At 58.7% G+C, this 15,632-nt stretch carries 23 protein-coding genes and 3 tRNA genes; 12 read left to right on the top strand and 14 right to left on the bottom strand.

Going from position 1 to position 15,632, the window contains the following annotated elements:
• The first annotated feature begins 207 nt into the window (after positions 1 to 207).
• Entirely contained in the window at positions 208 to 468 is a 261-nt protein-coding gene (locus ACPYOJ_RS20840) for a DUF982 domain-containing protein (RefSeq protein WP_481417946.1), read from the top strand.
• Positions 469 to 565: 97 nt separating this feature from the next.
• Here ACPYOJ_RS20840 and ACPYOJ_RS20845 read toward each other — a convergent pair whose 3' ends face one another.
• Positions 566 to 826, bottom strand: a complete 261-nt coding sequence (locus ACPYOJ_RS20845; RefSeq protein WP_481417947.1) for a hypothetical protein — start codon at positions 824 to 826, stop codon at positions 566 to 568.
• Positions 827 to 1,076: 250 nt separating this feature from the next.
• On the bottom strand, positions 1,077 to 1,316 hold the full coding sequence (locus tag ACPYOJ_RS20850) for a DUF6719 family protein (RefSeq protein WP_481417948.1): 240 nt from the start codon (positions 1,314 to 1,316) through the stop codon (positions 1,077 to 1,079).
• A 172-nt stretch (positions 1,317 to 1,488) separates the two neighbouring features.
• Between ACPYOJ_RS20850 and ACPYOJ_RS20855 the strand changes: the two genes are divergently transcribed.
• On the top strand, positions 1,489 to 2,112 hold the full coding sequence (locus ACPYOJ_RS20855) for a hypothetical protein (protein ID WP_481417949.1): 624 nt from the start codon (positions 1,489 to 1,491) through the stop codon (positions 2,110 to 2,112).
• A 100-nt stretch (positions 2,113 to 2,212) separates the two neighbouring features.
• On the opposite strand, the gene ACPYOJ_RS20860 is transcribed toward ACPYOJ_RS20855, so the two are convergent.
• The 5 genes from ACPYOJ_RS20860 to ACPYOJ_RS20880 form a co-directional block, all read right to left on the bottom strand.
• The gene (locus ACPYOJ_RS20860) at positions 2,213 to 2,449 is read right to left on the bottom strand and encodes a hypothetical protein (RefSeq protein WP_481417950.1); all 237 of its coding nucleotides are present in this window, start codon (positions 2,447 to 2,449) and stop codon (positions 2,213 to 2,215) included.
• A gap of 104 nt (positions 2,450 to 2,553) precedes the next feature.
• Entirely contained in the window at positions 2,554 to 2,835 is a 282-nt protein-coding gene (locus tag ACPYOJ_RS20865) for a hypothetical protein (protein ID WP_481417951.1), read from the bottom strand.
• 102 nt (positions 2,836 to 2,937) lie between these two features.
• Entirely contained in the window at positions 2,938 to 3,096 is a 159-nt protein-coding gene (locus tag ACPYOJ_RS20870; RefSeq protein WP_481417952.1) for a hypothetical protein, read from the bottom strand.
• A gap of 53 nt (positions 3,097 to 3,149) precedes the next feature.
• On the bottom strand, positions 3,150 to 3,947 hold the full coding sequence (locus ACPYOJ_RS20875) for a DUF1236 domain-containing protein (RefSeq protein ID WP_481417953.1): 798 nt from the start codon (positions 3,945 to 3,947) through the stop codon (positions 3,150 to 3,152).
• A 128-nt stretch (positions 3,948 to 4,075) separates the two neighbouring features.
• Positions 4,076 to 4,471, bottom strand: coding sequence for a DUF1236 domain-containing protein (locus tag ACPYOJ_RS20880; RefSeq protein ID WP_481417954.1), 396 nt, complete (start codon positions 4,469 to 4,471; stop codon positions 4,076 to 4,078).
• Between the two features lie 282 nt (positions 4,472 to 4,753).
• On the opposite strand from ACPYOJ_RS20880, the gene ACPYOJ_RS20885 reads away from it, so the two are divergent.
• Entirely contained in the window at positions 4,754 to 4,999 is a 246-nt protein-coding gene (locus ACPYOJ_RS20885) for a DUF982 domain-containing protein (protein ID WP_481417955.1), read from the top strand.
• Positions 5,000 to 5,061: 62 nt separating this feature from the next.
• Here the strand turns inward: ACPYOJ_RS20885 and ACPYOJ_RS20890 are convergent, their stop codons facing one another.
• Positions 5,062 to 6,234 carry an acetate/propionate family kinase gene (locus tag ACPYOJ_RS20890; RefSeq protein ID WP_481417956.1) on the bottom strand — a complete coding sequence of 391 codons (1,173 nt, stop codon included), beginning with the start codon at positions 6,232 to 6,234 and terminating at the stop codon, positions 5,062 to 5,064.
• 206 nt (positions 6,235 to 6,440) lie between these two features.
• Here ACPYOJ_RS20890 and ACPYOJ_RS20895 point away from each other — a divergent pair, with 206 nt between their 5' ends.
• Positions 6,441 to 7,424 (top strand): zinc-dependent alcohol dehydrogenase family protein, encoded by a 984-nt coding sequence (locus tag ACPYOJ_RS20895; protein ID WP_481417957.1) that lies wholly within the window; start codon positions 6,441 to 6,443, stop codon positions 7,422 to 7,424.
• Positions 7,425 to 7,445: 21 nt separating this feature from the next.
• Here the strand turns inward: ACPYOJ_RS20895 and ACPYOJ_RS20900 are convergent, their stop codons facing one another.
• Both ACPYOJ_RS20900 and ACPYOJ_RS20905 read right to left on the bottom strand, forming a co-directional pair.
• Positions 7,446 to 7,904: a pyridoxamine 5'-phosphate oxidase family protein gene (locus tag ACPYOJ_RS20900; protein WP_481417958.1), complete on the bottom strand. Its 459-nt coding sequence runs from the start codon at positions 7,902 to 7,904 to the stop codon at positions 7,446 to 7,448.
• Between the two features lie 327 nt (positions 7,905 to 8,231).
• A complete protein-coding gene (locus tag ACPYOJ_RS20905; protein ID WP_481417959.1) occupies positions 8,232 to 9,158 on the bottom strand; it encodes a LysR substrate-binding domain-containing protein in 927 nt (308 codons plus the stop codon).
• A gap of 306 nt (positions 9,159 to 9,464) precedes the next feature.
• Here ACPYOJ_RS20905 and ACPYOJ_RS20910 point away from each other — a divergent pair, with 306 nt between their 5' ends.
• From ACPYOJ_RS20910 to ACPYOJ_RS20930, 5 genes are all read left to right on the top strand, one after another.
• On the top strand, positions 9,465 to 10,007 hold the full coding sequence (locus tag ACPYOJ_RS20910; protein WP_481417960.1) for a carboxymuconolactone decarboxylase family protein: 543 nt from the start codon (positions 9,465 to 9,467) through the stop codon (positions 10,005 to 10,007).
• Between the two features lie 454 nt (positions 10,008 to 10,461).
• Complete coding sequence (locus tag ACPYOJ_RS20915) at positions 10,462 to 11,214, top strand: sulfite exporter TauE/SafE family protein (RefSeq protein ID WP_481417961.1); 753 nt, start codon at positions 10,462 to 10,464, stop codon at positions 11,212 to 11,214.
• Positions 11,215 to 12,246: 1,032 nt separating this feature from the next.
• Entirely contained in the window at positions 12,247 to 12,414 is a 168-nt protein-coding gene (locus tag ACPYOJ_RS20920) for a hypothetical protein (protein WP_481417962.1), read from the top strand.
• Positions 12,389 to 12,568: a hypothetical protein gene (locus ACPYOJ_RS20925; RefSeq protein ID WP_481417963.1), complete on the top strand. Its 180-nt coding sequence runs from the start codon at positions 12,389 to 12,391 to the stop codon at positions 12,566 to 12,568. Before ACPYOJ_RS20920 ends, ACPYOJ_RS20925 begins: the two co-directional genes overlap by 26 nt.
• Before the next feature lie 106 nt (positions 12,569 to 12,674).
• Positions 12,675 to 13,145, top strand: coding sequence for a hypothetical protein (locus ACPYOJ_RS20930; protein WP_481417964.1), 471 nt, complete (start codon positions 12,675 to 12,677; stop codon positions 13,143 to 13,145).
• A 65-nt stretch (positions 13,146 to 13,210) separates the two neighbouring features.
• Here ACPYOJ_RS20930 and ACPYOJ_RS20935 read toward each other — a convergent pair.
• Positions 13,211 to 13,286, bottom strand: a tRNA-Thr gene (locus tag ACPYOJ_RS20935).
• A 182-nt stretch (positions 13,287 to 13,468) separates the two neighbouring features.
• On the opposite strand from ACPYOJ_RS20935, the gene ACPYOJ_RS20940 reads away from it, so the two are divergent.
• Positions 13,469 to 13,771, top strand: coding sequence for a hypothetical protein (locus ACPYOJ_RS20940; RefSeq protein ID WP_481417965.1), 303 nt, complete (start codon positions 13,469 to 13,471; stop codon positions 13,769 to 13,771).
• A gap of 64 nt (positions 13,772 to 13,835) precedes the next feature.
• On the opposite strand, the gene ACPYOJ_RS20945 is transcribed toward ACPYOJ_RS20940, so the two are convergent.
• The 3 genes from ACPYOJ_RS20945 to rlmB all read right to left on the bottom strand — a co-directional run bounded on the left by ACPYOJ_RS20945 (position 13,836) and on the right by rlmB (position 15,149).
• Entirely contained in the window at positions 13,836 to 13,973 is a 138-nt protein-coding gene (locus ACPYOJ_RS20945) for a hypothetical protein (RefSeq protein WP_168829300.1), read from the bottom strand.
• A 59-nt stretch (positions 13,974 to 14,032) separates the two neighbouring features.
• The gene (locus ACPYOJ_RS20950; RefSeq protein ID WP_168829301.1) at positions 14,033 to 14,185 is read right to left on the bottom strand and encodes a hypothetical protein; all 153 of its coding nucleotides are present in this window, start codon (positions 14,183 to 14,185) and stop codon (positions 14,033 to 14,035) included.
• A gap of 73 nt (positions 14,186 to 14,258) precedes the next feature.
• The gene (gene rlmB / locus ACPYOJ_RS20955) at positions 14,259 to 15,149 is read right to left on the bottom strand and encodes a 23S rRNA (guanosine(2251)-2'-O)-methyltransferase RlmB (protein WP_168829302.1); all 891 of its coding nucleotides are present in this window, start codon (positions 15,147 to 15,149) and stop codon (positions 14,259 to 14,261) included.
• A gap of 204 nt (positions 15,150 to 15,353) precedes the next feature.
• On the opposite strand from rlmB, the gene ACPYOJ_RS20960 reads away from it, so the two are divergent.
• Positions 15,354 to 15,438, top strand: a tRNA-Tyr gene (locus ACPYOJ_RS20960).
• A 25-nt stretch (positions 15,439 to 15,463) separates the two neighbouring features.
• Positions 15,464 to 15,537, top strand: a tRNA-Gly gene (locus tag ACPYOJ_RS20965).
• The last annotated feature ends 95 nt before the right edge of the window (positions 15,538 to 15,632 follow it).

Raw genomic sequence — 15,632 nt, forward strand, 5'->3', positions numbered from 1 at the left:
GGATGTCCTATTTAGAAGACGCGCGGCTCCCCGACCGCGATGGATGACGACGTCCCGCCTGATACCATAAATGGCGAATTTTCTGAAGAGATGGTGCGGTAGCGAACCCTCGGTTCTTTCCTATCAATATAACCCGTTCGGGTGATTGCCGGTGTTGTGTTTGCCCCTTAATTTTGAAGGTACAGGCCTATTTCAGGGGAGGGGAAGATGGCACTCACCGGTCAATTCGACAGCGTCATTTACGTTCAGCGCAAGCATTTCATCGACGAAGTGACGAGCCTCGAAGAGGTGCTCGACTACCTCAAGAATTGGCCGGAAGAGCGGCGAGGTCTGTCATACGACACGCTGCTCAAGGCGTGCCGTGAAGCGGTTGCCGGAAGATTTCCCGTGAGCGCGAATTTTCGACGCTTCGTCAAGAGGTTCGGTATGCTGGCCGAGAGACAGGACGTTCCCAGTTTCGCTAACTAACGGCTCTAACGAGGCGCCAGGCGTCAAAGCCTGGCCGTGTTGGAGGCGGGCTTTCTACGCTCATCCTGTCGCCGTGAAAAAACTGCAATTCGCAAATTTACCGGTCCGGCTTCTGGCCCACTTTACGCCTCACCAGCTTCAGGGTTCGATCCGGCTGGACGATATAGACTTCCTGCACGAAGTTTCCGAACTCGTCGTCAAACTCATGCGGCATGGCGCTACCGACAGGCGATTTGGTGAGGCGTGCCACGTGGCCGCCATAGGTGATGCTGCCTGGAATTGGCTGGATTTCGGCTGAACCGCTGGAGCAGGACGAGAGGGCAATCACTGCCGCCGATGCAATGACAGCGGGCTTCATGGGGGACCTTTTCAGAAGACGGGCGACCGTCGAGCTTTGGCGCATTTCCCAATTCCGCCCGATATCCATCAATGAACAATTCTCAACGGAACAGAATACGCCGACTTGTCCCCGGCGACAACGTAACGACGCGCTCGCGGGCGAAGAGTCCGCGCCCTTTCAGGGTCGGTGGAGCGATCAACGGCGCAAGTCCGCAGAGAACCAATTCGAGTGGTCTCGAACCTCTAGGATCTCGTAATATCAAGCGGACTTATTGGTGCACGCATTGGCCCCGTCTGACTTCATTCCGATTTTTGGGCTTGGCGTATTTCGCGATCATGCCAGCAGGGCACCTCTTGTCGTCATAGAGAACCGTCTCGCCGGGCGCTAGTGATGCGGCGGTCGGCTTTTGCTTCACGACCTTGATGGCGGCATCTGCCGGCGCGAAGAACGAAAGGAATATTGCCGCCGACGCCAAAGTAATTGTCGAGCGTGTCACGTTCCGCTCCATCTATTGATAACCTCCGATAGATGTAGAGCAAACGAGACCGCAAGGAAACTTTGAAAATTGGATTAGCCCGTCATCTCAAGCGCCTGGCGGTTTCCATCACGGGATTTCGATTTTACTCCGCCAAAAGCTCTCGGTAGGCTTCGTGATGTCTTTTCAACTGGGAGTGAGACCAATGAAACGCCGGTTTGCCGTTGTCGCAGTCGCTTTGGCGTGGTCCGGGGCGGTCTATGCGCAAGACACCAGCATGAGCTTCTTTGTCACGAGCGTTAATCCCGGGAAGGGAGGGGATCTCGGCGGCCTACAGGGAGCGGACTCATATTGCGACACTCTGGCGAAAGCTGCCGGGTCGACGGGCAAGACGTGGAAGGCTTACCTGTCTACGGATGCGGAAAATGCCAAGGATCGCATCGGCAGCGGCCCGTGGTACAACGCCAAGGGCGAAAAGGTCGCTGACGACATCGCATCCCTCCATAGCGACAAGAACAACCTGACCAAACAGACAGCCCTTAACGAGAAGGGGGAAGTCGTCAACGGCAGGGGCGACACGCCCAATCGCCACGACATTCTGACAGGCTCGAAACCTGATGGAACTGCCGCGGCGGAAACCTGCGGCAACTGGACGATGGGCGGTGCGGAAGGCGTTGCGATCGTCGGCCATAGTGACCGCACGGGTTTGAACGATTCAGCCGAGGCGAAGTCCTGGAATGCGTCGCATCCGACGCGCGGCGGCTGCACGGTTGAAGCCTTCAAGGGCACCGGCGGTGAAGGCCTGTTCTATTGCTTCGCCGCCAACTGACCCAAGGTCGACTGTCTGAAATGGAGGGCCGCGCCGGCGACCGAGTGAAGAACCCGGACCGGCGCTCCGGGGTTAGCTGCCCTTCATTTACGGCATGAAGCTAAAGCATAGAGCTGTCGATTGTCGGGATTTCGTCTTCCATTGCCTTCATCTTCGCTTGGGCAAGGGCGAACTCTCTGGCGTCTTGGTCTCTGTGGAGGATCATCGCTAAGGCGGTTCCCGTGATCCGAAATCGGCCGCAGGTGGGACAGATGAATTCGACAACGTCTTCTATCCCCGATACGTCCTCTTGGGCTGGTTCAATGGATATGGGGCAGGTGTCATTGGTCCAGTTCATTCAATCCTCCCAAGGTTAAACCATGCCATCCCTGAAAAACGCCCGGCATGAGAGGTTCGCGCAGCGGCTCGCCAAAGGCAAGACGGGCGAAAGTTGAATGCTGGTTACCGGAATGGAGGATTTTCTTCGATCCAGTCGTCCGTGCCTCTGAGGCTTCGCTTCTGCTTATGGTTGCTCGTCAACTCGGATACCATCAGCTTGTCCGTCTCGTCGAGAAATCGACAGTAATGGTCGTGAACTTCCGCCGCTGTGTTGGCCAGGTTTACCAGCCAACATGACAACTGGTATTTGTGGGCGCCACGACTCATGAGATCACGAATGAGCGGCCGATAAGCGGGTGAACTCTCCTTCTTGACGAGATCGAATGTCAGTACGAACGGGGGCATGCTCCCATCCTCTCTCGGTTGCATGGGCAGACAACGCATAGCTACCATGAGTGTCAAGTCACTAGATTGAGCTATGCGCCCGCCCAACGCGCACTGTACCACTTACGGTGCCAGCGCAGCTTGCTGCACATACACATGGGTCGTCTCTCTGTGCGCCGGATCGCCGAGCACGACCAGCCCCACGATGATACCCGCGATCGCTGTTGCGATGACGGTGAGCGGGAAGGCGGTGCCGCTGTTCTTTTCGTTGCCGTATATCATGGCGCTTCTCCCTGAAGCCCCGGCGGACCTGCCGCCGGGGGATACCGTACAACTCAGGCGATGACGTAGACGATCTTAAAGCTCGAGGGCTCGACGATCACGATCCGGCCGTCGGCCAGAATGAAGAAGCGATAGCCCTCATATTGCGGGACGAGCTTGACGATCCGTGTCGGCACTGGCTCAAGGTGAACCTTCTTCGGGATCACCGTGCCAACTGACACCGTGAAATCGACATCGCGAACCGGCTCGACGTTGACCTCCTTCACAACCTGGCGGATTTCGGTCTTCTGTTCGACAGAGATGTTGACATTGGAGGTGTTGGTCTCAGTCGAGGTGCTTCCCGTCGTTTGGGTATCGGTCGATCCCGATGCGCCGGACTTGGTATTTCCTTCAGTAGAGGAAGTATCACCGGAGCTCTTCGTCGAGCTCTTGCCGCTCTCGGTCGAGCTCTTGCCACTCTCGCTGCCGGACGAGGACTTGCTCTGTGAAGACGATCCGTCATCGGGCTTCGTCGTGTCCTGCTGCTGAGTGTTGGTCGTGCCTTGCTGTTGAGTGAAAGGCTGATCGGTTCCCTTCTGCGAGGACGAGCCGGACTTATCCGTTTTTCCACTATCGGGCTGCGTTGCACCACCTTCCGTGCCACCGGACGGCGCTTGCTGATTGGAACCGCTGCCTTGCGACTCTCCGCCTGACGGCTGTTGCGACGTGCCGGATTGCCGTTGCTCGCCTTGTGTCGCGCTTCCCTTGGGCAGGATCGGGGCGGCATCCTGGGCGGATGCTGAAAGCAGGCCGAGCGGCGAGGCGCTGAGGGCAAGCGAGGCGATCAGAACAGGTAAAATCTTGCGTTTCATTGCTGAGGCTCCTGGCTAGGACGCGGTCTGCCGGCGGGCGCGGCATGGCGTCCTTGAGTATTGATTTTGATTGAGGGCCGTGCTGGGACGGACGGACGCGGCTTGCCGCATCCATCCATCGATCGTCGTCAGTTGACGATCTGGATGACCTTCCGTGAGGAGGGCTCCACAATGACACGCTGGTCGTTCACGACTGCGTAGGCATATGTCGGGTCGTCGGGTACGGGGGTTACCACAACCGTCTGCGAAAGCGGCTGGCCGACAACGACCTTCTCCTTGATGACGACGGTATCCGACGGAGGAGGCGCTTCGCGGACATAGGTCACGACCTTCTGCGGCGGCGGATCGAGCAACGTGCCGACGACCGCACCCGCTGCGCCACCGACTGCGGCGCCCACCGGACCGCCGACGATCGCGCCGGTGGCCGCACCGCCAACCGCGCCGTTGACCGTCGAGGAGCCCGCAAAGGCGGCGCCCGACATGAGCGCCATCGCAGCGCCAGAGACGAGGATTTTCTTGAACATTTTCTTCTCCATTTCCGCGGCTGTTCTCGCAACCGCATAGGCGACAAACGACCGTTCATCGCAGGAGTTCCGGTCATCAGACCATTGGCTGGCGGCGCATAAGACCCTGGTCTGAGTGGGGCGGAGGGCGTGGCGGCATGCAGGGAAAGGCCGGCAATGACCGGCACCAAGGATGGCGCGTGGGCAGGCAAAACGTTCTGTTTACCAAGGCCGCAGGAAATGAAACGGCGGTCGGGAACGGACGCTAGGATAAACCGTTCACGCTGCGGGAGGTACAGCGCCATGAAGCGGGTAAATTGGGAAGCTCCGATCACCCTTGAGGATCCGGAGACCGGCATGATGCGGACGGTTACGTCAGCGAGACAGGCCAAGCTCATGCTGAGCCGGTTCTGGCCTGCCTATCATGGCAGCCAATACCATCGGGCCGAGCAGGTGTGCGACGCCGCCTTGCAGCGTGGCCGCGACCCCAGCGAGGTTCGCCGGGCATTCATCGCCGCAGCGGTCGAGGCGCATTTCCATTTGAGCTGAAAGAGGGATGCAGGCCTTGGTTCTGAATCGGCAAGCGTAGTACCGCTAGCAATGGCCGCTCCTCAAAGCCTGTGTTGCCGGATGACGGCGAGTGCCTCGTCGGCGATCACCTGCTCCTCGTCCGTTGGAATGACGAACGCCGATATCTTGCTGCCGCGCGAACTGACGACCGTCGCATTCACCTTGTTGGCAGCCTCGCTTAGCGAAAGCCCCATCCAGCCGAGATGGCGCTCGACGCCCTTGCGGATTTCCGGCTGGTTCTCTCCAATGCCGGCCGTGAAGACCAGCGCATCGATGCCGCCTATCGAAACCGCGAGGCGGCCGATCTCGCCGGCGATCCGGAAGCAGAAAAGAGCAAGCGCCTCTTTGGCCTCTGGATGAGAGTCTTCCGCGAGCACTCTCGTGTCGCCGCTAATGCCCGAGACACCGAGAAGACCGCATTGGTGATACAGAAAGTCCTCCAAGCGATCGGCGTCGTGGAGTTGCGTCCGGAGCAGGTGGACCAATGCGCCGGCGTCAATCGATCCCGGCCTCGTCGCCATCGGAACCCCGTCGAGAGCGGAAAACCCCATGCTGGTATCCATGCTGACGCCGTCGATCATGCCGCAAAGACTGGCCCCGCTGCCGAGATGTGCGCAGATCAGTCTGCCGCCGATATCAGGCGCGATTTTCTTGAGCTGCCCAGACACGAACTTGTAGGAAAGACCGTGAAACCCGTAACGCCGTATTCCTGCATCATGCATTGCCCGCGGTATCGCCAAGCGCGCCGAAAGGCTGCCCTGTGAGGAATGGAACGCCGTATCGAAGGATGCGGTTTGAATAACGGATGGATGCAGCGCTCGGACCGCATGAATGACTTCCAACGCCTTCGGTTGATGCAGGGGCGCCAATGGAACCAGGTCTTCGATTTGCGAGAGGGAGGCGTCGTCCACAACTGCAGGGCCGCGGAAAGTCGATCCGCCATGTACGACCCGATGACCGACAAACCCGATGGCAGAGCCGGCCCGAAGGAGACGATCGAAAATCTCCGACACCAGGCGTTCGTCAAGGCGATCGACTCCGGGCAGCTCGACCTCTTTCCTTTCGTCCCCGATCGAGTACCGCAGCCGCGACCGTTCGCCCAGAAGCACGGTGCCTCGGCCGGCCTGCTTGGCATTTCCGCTGCCGATGTCGAAGATGCCAATCTTGAGACTGGATGATCCTGCATTGAAGGTAAGACCAACTTTCTCGATCATTTGAACCTCACATCAGGCGGCTGAATTGTTCACGAGTTCAGATAGGTCGGGCGCGCAACTTTCAAACTCCCTTGTGTGCCAGTTCGGCTGGCGAACTCCTCGGGCGGTGCAGCGGTATCGTGATAAAATGAGTTCGTTAGAGCCGACGGCGATGAGCGCGGGCTGCAGACGTTCCGGCGGGCGGCCGCCTGCAGATGGAGGCTGACATGAAGGCGATGGTGCTTGATAGAATTCGAACGCCCCTGCGCCCGGTGGAGCTGCCGGATCCCCGTCCCGCAGCCGGGCAACTCGTCATCAGGGTCGAGGCCTGCGGCGTCTGCCGGACAGACCTGCACGTATTCGACGGCGACCTCCCGAACCCAAAGCTTCCCTTGATTCTGGGCCACGAGATCGTGGGAACCGTCGAGGCGGTGGGTGTGGGCGCGCCCCAAGACCTGCGTGGACGAAAAGTCGGCGTTCCGTGGTTGGGGCACACCTGCGGGTGCTGTCCGTATTGCCGCAGCGGACGGGAAAATCTGTGCGACGCACCCGGATTTACCGGCTACACGCTGGACGGCGGTTTTGCGACGCATGTGGTTGCCGACGCGCGCTATGCCTTCGTGCTGCCGGAAGGATCGGCTCCCGTCGCCACGGCCCCGCTGCTTTGCGCCGGTCTGATCGGATGGCGCAGTCTCAAGATGGCCGGAGACGGGAAGGCCATCGGTCTCTACGGCTTTGGGGCTGCAGCCCACATCCTCGTGCAGGTCTGTCGCTGGCGGGGGCAGGAGGTCTATGCCTTCACTCGGCCGGACGACGAAACGGGAAGACGCTTCGCCATGGATCTCGGCGCTGTCTGGGCCGGATCGTCCACCGAAATGCCTCCCGTTCCGCTCGACGCGGCCATCCTTTTCGCCCCCGCAGGCGAACTCGTTCCGCGGGCGCTCGCCGCAGTCCGCAAGGGCGGCACCGTCGTTTGCGGAGGCATCCATATGAGCGACATACCCGCCATGCCCTATCGTCTCCTGTGGGGCGAGCGGCGTCTTGTCTCGGTCGCCAATCTCACCCGGAGCGATGCGCAGGAATTCTTCGAGATCGCGAAGGCAGCGAAGGTGCAGACGGTCACGAGCACCTATCCGCTCGAGCGGGCGAACGACGCGCTCGAGGACCTGCGGGCAGGCAGGCTCAACGGAGCGGCCGTCATCGTGCCGTAAGCTCAAAGTCTCGACTACGTCCTATTCAACGGCTGCCGCAGTTCTGCCGGTGATCTCTCGCACCGAAATCCCATAGAAGACATGCGGCGATTTCGCCGCGACTGGGAGCTCATGCGGCTTAAGGGCGCCGACTTCCCACCAGTCCGAGTGCTTTTGAAGCAAAGACCATGCATGGAGCCGCTCGCCGCGCCAGACTTCAGTGTCCGGAAACTCCTGGTATCGGCCGTCAACGACAACGCTTGCCCAGCTCTTACCGGCTTGCCATCGCTGGACCTGCAGGCAGACCTTGTCGTTTTCCCGCATCCAGTCAATCTTTCGTCCTGGCATGGAGAAGGCATAGGCTATGCCATTCTGGTAGGCGAAATAGATTGGCACGACATAAGGCCGCCCATCCTTGCTGCAGGCCAAATGGCCAAAACGGGATTCTTCGAGAACCGAGAAGCATTCAGCCTGGGTCATATCTCTAAGGCTCATTGTCATTGCTCTGTTCCTTTTCCACGCGGCGGTGAATCAAGCCTACAACGCTGCCGAAACGCCTCATTGACCTTGCGCAATGCAAGGTCAGACCGCTTTCCCAAGAAGCTCTCGAGGGCGGGGTAATCGCCAACTCTCACGGAGGCAAATATGCGCTATTCTGTAGGAAATGTGCCAGGGACTGCTCGCGGTCAAACACGGAATTGCGCGGTGCCAAGCGACCGGTTCGATCAAGTCAACAGCCGGCTCCAGCAGCGCGTTATCGGCCTCGCCGATGCAAGAGGAGATCGGACGCCGAAAGGTTCAGCCGGAAAAAGCACAAATCGTTGACAATTAGGGGATAGCGACCTTTGGCTCCATAAGCTGTTGCGCGAGCAAGCCGGCGTGCGGCGGGAGCGCAGAGAAATCACGCGCGCAAAGATAAAGCTGCCTAAGCGCCCAGGGGTCTCGCAGCGGCACAATAGCCAAGCCGAGGTGCGCCAAGTCTTTAGCTGACGCCTCCGATAAAATGGCGATCCCTACACCTGATTCAACCATCATCGCGATGTTCTCGATCCGCCTGAGTTGAATGCGATAGTGAATCTGACGACCTAGGCGGGCTGCGCGTTCTCCCAAATGAGCTTCCAGCGCCGCATCGGACAAGCCGACGAACGGCTCACCCACGATTTCCGCAAAGGCTATCGATCGTTGATCGCTGATGCGATGCGTTTCGCTCGCCACAACGACGAGTTGGTCTTGCGCGATAAAACGAGTTTGCAACGCTGCCAGGTCGGTGGTGTCAGCCACAACTCCCAAATCAGCACGACCTTCCGCGATGGCCAGTGCAATCTCAGTGCTTGGACGTTCATGGAGGTCGATAGAAAGATCGGGATAGGCTATCAAGAACCGGCCGAGTTGATGCGGCAGAAACGAAACCAACCCAGCCGTGTTGGACAAGAGCCTGATGCGCCCTTTCAGGCCAGCGCCGTAGGTGCGCAGTTCTCCACGCATCTGCTCCACCTGGTCCAGGATCAAACGGGCATGGCGGATCAGGGCATCACCGGCCGCAGTCGTAGTGACCCCCCGCCTGTTTCGTTCCAGTAGTCGCGCGCCAAGCGAAAATTCCATTCCGGAAATGCGCTCGCTCACGGATGCGAGAGCTAGATTCATGATCTCGGCGCCCTTGGTGAGGCTGCCTTGCTCCACCACGGTCAGGAACAACCGCATATCCGTCAAATCGAAGCGCAATGCCTTTCCTTCGCTTTTGCCGAACTTTCCCATCGGAAACTACCAATTGTGACGTTTGGCTCGCTCGCTTACTCTACTACATGCGGCGCCATATTCCCTGATTTTCGATGGCAACACAAGGGATTGTCGCCTTGATGACAGCTGGTCCGCTCGCCGGCCCGCCACACCATGAGCGCGTGGGTGCCATCGGTTCACGCGAAATCTTCGAATGCAACACTTTCCAGGCCGGGTCAGCCAAAATGAACAATTACCTTTCGCCGCACGTATCCTGCTGGCTGCCGATGCCGCCTGTTCTTGTAGTGCCCCTATTAGTGAAACCAGAAACTTAAGGTGACGACCATGCCCAGAACCGCAGTCCCAAACCCCGAACAGGTGCCGGCCGATTCGAAACCGACCCTCGATGCATTCACCAAGAACATCGGGTTCACCCCAAATATGTTGGCGACCTTCGCACTGAGCCCAATCGCGTTCAACGCATGGGCCACCCTGCGCGGCTCTTTGAGCAAGGCGCTCGACCTGAAGACGCGCGAGAGCATCAGCCTCGCCGTCTCCGAAGTGAATGGCTGCAACTACTGCCTGGCGGTTCACAGCTTTGGGGCCAAGCATGCGAAGATGTCGCCCGATGAAATCATTCTCGCTCGGAAGGGCCATGCCAGCGACCCGAAGCGGGACGCGGCCGTCCAGTTCGCACGCAAAGTCATCGAGACTCGAGGGCAGGTCAGCGATGCCGATCTGAAAGCCGTCCGCGATGCCGGCTACACGGATGCGAACGTCATGGAGATCGTCTCACTAGTGGCCATGTACTCCCTGACGAACTTTTTCAATAACGTGTTCGATCCTGAGAAGGACTATCCCGCCGTTGAGCCGGCTGGCTCGATCTGAACTCTATCCGGGAGGGAGGACGAGTGGTTCTGCCCTCCCACATGGACTGTCGCCACCTTTCCGCCGGCCGGGCTCGTGTTCGAAACCGGCCGGCATTGAAGTCTTGCGCCGTGCAAGACTTGTGGGCGTCGGGAGAACGTGTCAGCGCCACGACTGCCTTGCTCCACCACGGTCAGAACAACCGCATATCCGTCAAATCGAAGCGCAATGCCTTTCCTTCGTTTCTGCCGAACTTTCCCATCGGAAACTACCAATTGTGACGGTTGGTTCGCTCGCTTACTCTACGACGTGCGACTCCCTGATTTTCGATGGTAACGCAAGGGATTGATGAGATTAGCACCGCGATGAGAGCTGGTTCGCCCGCCGGCTCGTCGTACCATGAGCTGCGCGGGTGCCATCGGCCTACGCGAAGCGAAGTCATCAAATGAAACATTTTCGGGCCGGGTAAGCTAAAATGAACGATTACTTTTCGCCGAACGTCCTGATTATCGCGTTGACGTTCCTCCTCGCCGGGATCGTCAAGGGCGTGTCGGGGATGGGGTTGCCAACCGTCGCTGTGGGTATTCTCGGTGCGATCATGTCGCCCGTCAGCGCAGCTTCGCTACTGGTTATCCCATCCTTTGTCACCAATTTTTGGCAACTGTTTACGGGGCCGAATTTCCTTGTCGTGATGAAAAGGCTTTGGTTGATGATGCTCGGCATCGTGATTGGTACACTCGCCGGTTCATGGCTTCTGACGCGCGCCAATACCGAATGGGCAAGTGTTGGATTGGGCTCCGCCTTAATTCTCTATGCAGTGCATAGCCTCTGGGCGAAGCCGTTGTCGGTTCCCGCTCGCCTTGAGCGTTTACTATCGCCTGTTATAGGGTTGATGACCGGGATAATCACCGGAGGAACCGGCGTTTTTACGATCCCAGCCGTTCCCTATCTCCAGGCCCTCGGCCTTTCCAAAGATGATCTTATCCAGGCGCTCGGGCTGTCGTTCACGGTCTCGACAATCGCGCTTGCGGCAGGCCTGGCACGTGGCGGAGCTTTTCATCTTGATAATATTACTTTGTCCACACTTGCCATCATCCCGTCGTTACTGGGCATGTGGGTCGGAACAGCGATCCGTGAGCGCATAAGCGCCACAACTTTTCGGCGCTGGTTCCTGATCTTCCTTGCCATTCTTGGTCTCGAACTCGTCGTTCGGCCATTCTTTTTCTGAGTCAGATGACGATGCCAGAACGTAAGCCCCTCCGTTCCATCGGACCCCGCCACCATCACCGAGCGCTATGACACCAGCGCCAAGTGCGACTTCGTCAAGGAGAGCGGGCAATGATCAGGCTCGAAGACATTCAGCGCGGCTATGACGCAGGGGCCGCAAAGCCTCACGACGCCGAGCGGGTTCGCAAGATCGATGGCACGCCCCCGGGCGCCCCGGCAACCATGTGATCGGTCCAACCGACGTCGGATACGCGCCTGAACAGGCTGGGCAGGAGTTGATAGCGGAAGGCATCCGCGCTTACCTGCATTATCCAAACTAGATCAAGACCGTGGCGCCGGACACCGCAGCGCGCATTCGGGCCTACGTCAACTCTCATCCGAAACTGAAGGATAGCCCACGGAACCAGTTTAGCTGTAGAAGCGTTTGCTAGCTGCCATAATCCAGGAGATTTCAATGCGTCGTTGCATCAGCGTCTTTTTCATCATTTTAGCGGTTGCCACTTCGTTCGCTGCCGTTCCGTCAATCGGTGCCGCTCAAGAGTTGCGCATTGGCCCAGACGGGGTGCGGATCTACGACAGAGATCGCTACGATGACCGTCGAGCCAGCCGCCGTTGTGATCCCGACCTTGCTATAGACAAGGCGCGTGACCGTGGTATCCGCCGCGGGCGCATTGTAAACTACTCGTCAAACTCTGTCGCAGTTGACGGAATGACTCGCAGAGGGCCCATGCGTGCGGAGTTTTATAACAAGCGAGGTTGCCCGATTATCCGGACCTTTTACCTCGATTAATAAGTAAAGCGCACACAAACCGTGCTGAATCGGCGGCGTCTTCTATAACGGGAGGCGCCGCTTTTTTCTGTTGCCTTCTAGTCGTAGCTGATCGACACCTCGGGCTCAGATCAAACGACTGTAGCAGTTCGATCAGGGTGGCTTTTCGTCTCGTCGTAGCGGTTCATTATGCATCGCTAAATCACTATCCGGTCGCTGGGGCCGGCTTTTCGCAGGGCATTGAAGGGCAGGGGCGGCGCATAAATGGCAGGGAACACCGATATGGCAACCGGCAATTCGTTTGATCCGATCGCGCAATATGGCCGACTCTGCGAGCGCGTAGAAAACCAAGGCACGGAGATCATCGACCTGCGTTCGAACATCAACACAGGGTTTCAGACGGTCAATGCGAACCTCAGCACTGTCCAATGATTTCCGGGCGAACAGCAAAACCCAATGGCCGGTGATCTGGTCCGCGGCCGGCGTCTGCTCGGTCATCATCATCGCCGCCGGGACTTTCGTCTACGGCACGCTGTCGAACAGCCAGACTGATATCAAGAGCGATATCCGAACGCAGGGCTATTGAGGTCCGCGATTCGCTGTCAGCCATCACGGCATCCATGGTGACACAAAAGGAAATCGAGTCGCGGACAGCTCGGTCTAGCGAAGATCGCGCCAGGACGGACGCCAACGTGAAAGAACTTCGTGATGCCCAGGTGCCGCGGGAGGAGCTCGATCGCGTCTTCGCCAGCTATGACCAGCGGTTCACCGATCAGCAGCGGCAGCTCGACGACGTCAAGCAGGCGCAGGGCAACGTCTACGGTGCAAGGGATGTCTTGCTTGATCTCAGGAGCGGATCGACCGCATCGAGCGTCGGCAGCTCTCTGGGGGGCAGGCAGGGCCGCAATAAAAGAGCCCCGCCGCTGAATGCTGCTGTTACTCTGAGAGGTTGCGGGAATAGGCTTCCAGAGCTTCTGACACCGGCAGCATGGTCTATCCGTGCCTGCTGTCGAGCCAGCGCGCGGACGAAGTTTAGAAGAGCCTTTGTCGCTTCGTCTGTCATCGATCTCTTCTCCAACCATGTTGCATTCCATGTCGCATGGATTCGCCGTGGTCTCGTTGAAATGCCCGGAAATCAAGGTGAACAGCTTGCAACACGCTGAGACATGAAAAGTCTCGAACGGAAACCGTTTCGTGTCTCAATGGTTTGATTTTATTGAAGAAAATCTGGTGCCCCCGGCAGGGTTCGAACCCGCGACCCCCTGATTACAAATCAGGTGCTCTACCAACTGAGCTACAAGGGCAATGCGTGCCAAGTACCAGATTCTGCCCGGGAGTAAAGGGGAAATCCGGCATCGGCGCGATTTCGTGATCGATCATAGCGCCGATCCCTCTTCATGTCATGAATGGAAGCTGAAGGGCCGCTTCAGGCGGAGTTCAGGGCCTGGGAGGCACGCTTTGCTCACCATCATCTAGGAGGTGAGTCATGAGAATTGCCCATTTTGCCCTTGCCGCGCTGCTCTCGTTCGGTTCGGCCGTCGCTGCCGTCGAGCCCGTAGTTGCCGCTCCCGTATATGCCCCTGTTGCCTCCGTCGAGAAGAGCGATGTGGTACAGGTGCGCCATCGCGAGCATCGCCGTGACTGGCGCCATTCACGGTGGGATGAACGCCGTCATTGGCGCCGCGGCTGGGGTTATGAACGCCGCCATTGGCGGCCCTGGCGCGCCGAGCGCCGGTGGAGAGAGCGCCATTACTGGCGTTATCAGTACCTGCCGCCATATTGGATGTAATCTTTGTGAGAGCAAAAAGCCCCGGAGTTTTCTCCGGGGCTTTTTCGATGGATGCGTGATGCCGCTATCGGGCCGCCGGCGTGTTGATGCTCGACTCGATCTTGTCACCGGCTCCCGGCTGACCGGCGCCCGAAGGCTGCAGGATGGCGATGCTGAGAACGGAGGCCACCATTATGGCAACAACGGCGATCATGATTCGCATGCGTCTCATCCTCGTTGATATACCAGGCAACGCGCAGCGGTGCTTTGCGGTTCCCGGGGCTATTGCACCGGCGCCGTCGTCCCCGGAGCAGCCGGCGCAAGCGAATCCGGCTGATGCGTCGGCCGCGAGCGGTCGACCCACGCCATGCTGAGAATGATGGCGACGAAGATTGCGATGAACAGAATGCCAAATACAAGGGGCCGGATTGCCATGCCGGGTATCGTCCTTCTCTCTTGCCGTATCTGACCGATTAAACTCGTCATTGGTTCATTTTAAGACGGGACGTTACTTCTTTAGGTGAAGTTGCGCGGCATACATCGCAATTGCCGCGGCATTCGAGACGTTGAGCGACTTGATGGCGCCCGGCATGTCAAGCCGCGCCAGGGCGTTGACGGTCTCGCGCGTCTTCTGGCGCAGCCCCTTGCCTTCGGAACCGAGGACCAGCGCGATCTTTTCTCCTGAAAAGGTGCCTTCGATGGGCGCCGGTCCTTCGGAATCGAGGCCGATCGAGAAGAAGCCGAGCCTGTGCAATTCACCGAGCGCATCGGCGAGATTGGTGATCTGTATATAAGGAATGAGTTCGAGGGCGCCGGAGGCGGATTTCGCGAGCACGCCCGATTCGGTCGGGCTATGTCGCTGCGTGGTGATAACGGCACCCGCATTGAAGGCGACGGCCGAACGCATGATGGCGCCAACATTGTGCGGGTCGGTGACCTGATCCAGCACCAGAAGCAACGGACTGTTCTTCAGCGCCTCGAGCCGGCGGACGGGCAGGGGACGGGTCTCGAGCATGACGCCCTGATGGATCGCCTCGGGACCGAGGACCTTGTCGATGTCCTGCGGCGACACGATCTCGACCGGAATGCCAAGCTGCCCGGCATCGATTTCGAGGCGGGCGAGCGCATTCGGGGTGACGCTAAGCTTGACGTTTTTCCGCTCGGGATTCTCCAGCGCGGCGCGTACGGTATGCAGGCCATAGAGATGGACCTGATCGGCTGCGAGCGCCGGCGGCTTCCAGTCGTCGCCACCGCGTTTGCGCTTCTGCGGATGCGGTGTCGGGATTTCGCCGCGCTCGCGCTTGGCATCGCGATGCGCGCGCCTCAGGTTGGCGTAATGCGTGTCCTTGGCGGACGTTTCGGTTGCGGGCTTGCCGCCGGATTTATGGTCTTTGCTCATGCGGCTTTATAGCGGCGGCGTTTCACCGCGCATAGGGTTTCTTTCTTCGGCTGCCGCTTTCAAGAGGAGATGAAATTTTTCGTGTTTTTTCTATTGTCTTCATGTTGACATGGGGAAATGCTCCGGTCATATACGCGGCGCAGATCGAGGGGCGGCAACGCTTCTGGATCTTCGAGCTTGGTCTTACGATCCAGACGAAAAACTGGAGAGATGCCCGAGTGGTTAAAGGGGACGGACTGTAAATCCGTTGGCTCAGCCTACGTTGGTTCAAATCCAACTCTCTCCACCATTCGTCACTTGGATCGGACCACCCCGCGGGTATAGCTCAATGGTAGAGCAGCAGCCTTCCAAGCTGAATACGCGGGTTCGATTCCCGCTACCCGCTCCAAGCTTTTCAGTAGAGACATCCTAAGAGCGCTGGTGTTGCGTCACTCGCGGTTTCGGCGCGAGCCGCCGCTACCTTTCCGCTTGCCTCCAAGGAAC

The organism is Rhizobium sp. SVR5-9E (assembly GCF_056755095.1).

Excerpts from the sequence above, each read along its gene's own strand:
- ACPYOJ_RS20840 (WP_481417946.1), top strand. The coding sequence starts at position 208 with ATGGCACTCACCGGTCAATTCGACAGCGTCATTTACGTTCAGCGCAAG.
- ACPYOJ_RS20845 (WP_481417947.1), bottom strand. The coding sequence starts at position 826 with ATGAAGCCCGCTGTCATTGCATCGGCGGCAGTGATTGCCCTCTCGTCC.
- ACPYOJ_RS20850 (WP_481417948.1), bottom strand. The coding sequence starts at position 1,316 with ATGGAGCGGAACGTGACACGCTCGACAATTACTTTGGCGTCGGCGGCA.
- ACPYOJ_RS20855 (WP_481417949.1), top strand. The coding sequence starts at position 1,489 with ATGAAACGCCGGTTTGCCGTTGTCGCAGTCGCTTTGGCGTGGTCCGGG.
- ACPYOJ_RS20860 (WP_481417950.1), bottom strand. The coding sequence starts at position 2,449 with ATGAACTGGACCAATGACACCTGCCCCATATCCATTGAACCAGCCCAA.
- ACPYOJ_RS20865 (WP_481417951.1), bottom strand. The coding sequence starts at position 2,835 with ATGCCCCCGTTCGTACTGACATTCGATCTCGTCAAGAAGGAGAGTTCA.
- ACPYOJ_RS20870 (WP_481417952.1), bottom strand. The coding sequence starts at position 3,096 with ATGATATACGGCAACGAAAAGAACAGCGGCACCGCCTTCCCGCTCACC.
- ACPYOJ_RS20875 (WP_481417953.1), bottom strand. The coding sequence starts at position 3,947 with ATGAAACGCAAGATTTTACCTGTTCTGATCGCCTCGCTTGCCCTCAGC.
- ACPYOJ_RS20880 (WP_481417954.1), bottom strand. The coding sequence starts at position 4,471 with ATGTTCAAGAAAATCCTCGTCTCTGGCGCTGCGATGGCGCTCATGTCG.
- ACPYOJ_RS20885 (WP_481417955.1), top strand. The coding sequence starts at position 4,754 with ATGAAGCGGGTAAATTGGGAAGCTCCGATCACCCTTGAGGATCCGGAG.
- ACPYOJ_RS20890 (WP_481417956.1), bottom strand. The coding sequence starts at position 6,234 with ATGATCGAGAAAGTTGGTCTTACCTTCAATGCAGGATCATCCAGTCTC.
- ACPYOJ_RS20895 (WP_481417957.1), top strand. The coding sequence starts at position 6,441 with ATGAAGGCGATGGTGCTTGATAGAATTCGAACGCCCCTGCGCCCGGTG.
- ACPYOJ_RS20900 (WP_481417958.1), bottom strand. The coding sequence starts at position 7,904 with ATGACAATGAGCCTTAGAGATATGACCCAGGCTGAATGCTTCTCGGTT.
- ACPYOJ_RS20905 (WP_481417959.1), bottom strand. The coding sequence starts at position 9,158 with ATGGGAAAGTTCGGCAAAAGCGAAGGAAAGGCATTGCGCTTCGATTTG.
- ACPYOJ_RS20910 (WP_481417960.1), top strand. The coding sequence starts at position 9,465 with ATGCCCAGAACCGCAGTCCCAAACCCCGAACAGGTGCCGGCCGATTCG.
- ACPYOJ_RS20915 (WP_481417961.1), top strand. The coding sequence starts at position 10,462 with ATGAACGATTACTTTTCGCCGAACGTCCTGATTATCGCGTTGACGTTC.
- ACPYOJ_RS20920 (WP_481417962.1), top strand. The coding sequence starts at position 12,247 with ATGGCAGGGAACACCGATATGGCAACCGGCAATTCGTTTGATCCGATC.
- ACPYOJ_RS20925 (WP_481417963.1), top strand. The coding sequence starts at position 12,389 with ATGCGAACCTCAGCACTGTCCAATGATTTCCGGGCGAACAGCAAAACC.
- ACPYOJ_RS20940 (WP_481417965.1), top strand. The coding sequence starts at position 13,469 with ATGAGAATTGCCCATTTTGCCCTTGCCGCGCTGCTCTCGTTCGGTTCG.
- ACPYOJ_RS20945 (WP_168829300.1), bottom strand. The coding sequence starts at position 13,973 with ATGCGAATCATGATCGCCGTTGTTGCCATAATGGTGGCCTCCGTTCTC.
- ACPYOJ_RS20950 (WP_168829301.1), bottom strand. The coding sequence starts at position 14,185 with ATGGCAATCCGGCCCCTTGTATTTGGCATTCTGTTCATCGCAATCTTC.
- rlmB (WP_168829302.1), bottom strand. The coding sequence starts at position 15,149 with ATGAGCAAAGACCATAAATCCGGCGGCAAGCCCGCAACCGAAACGTCC.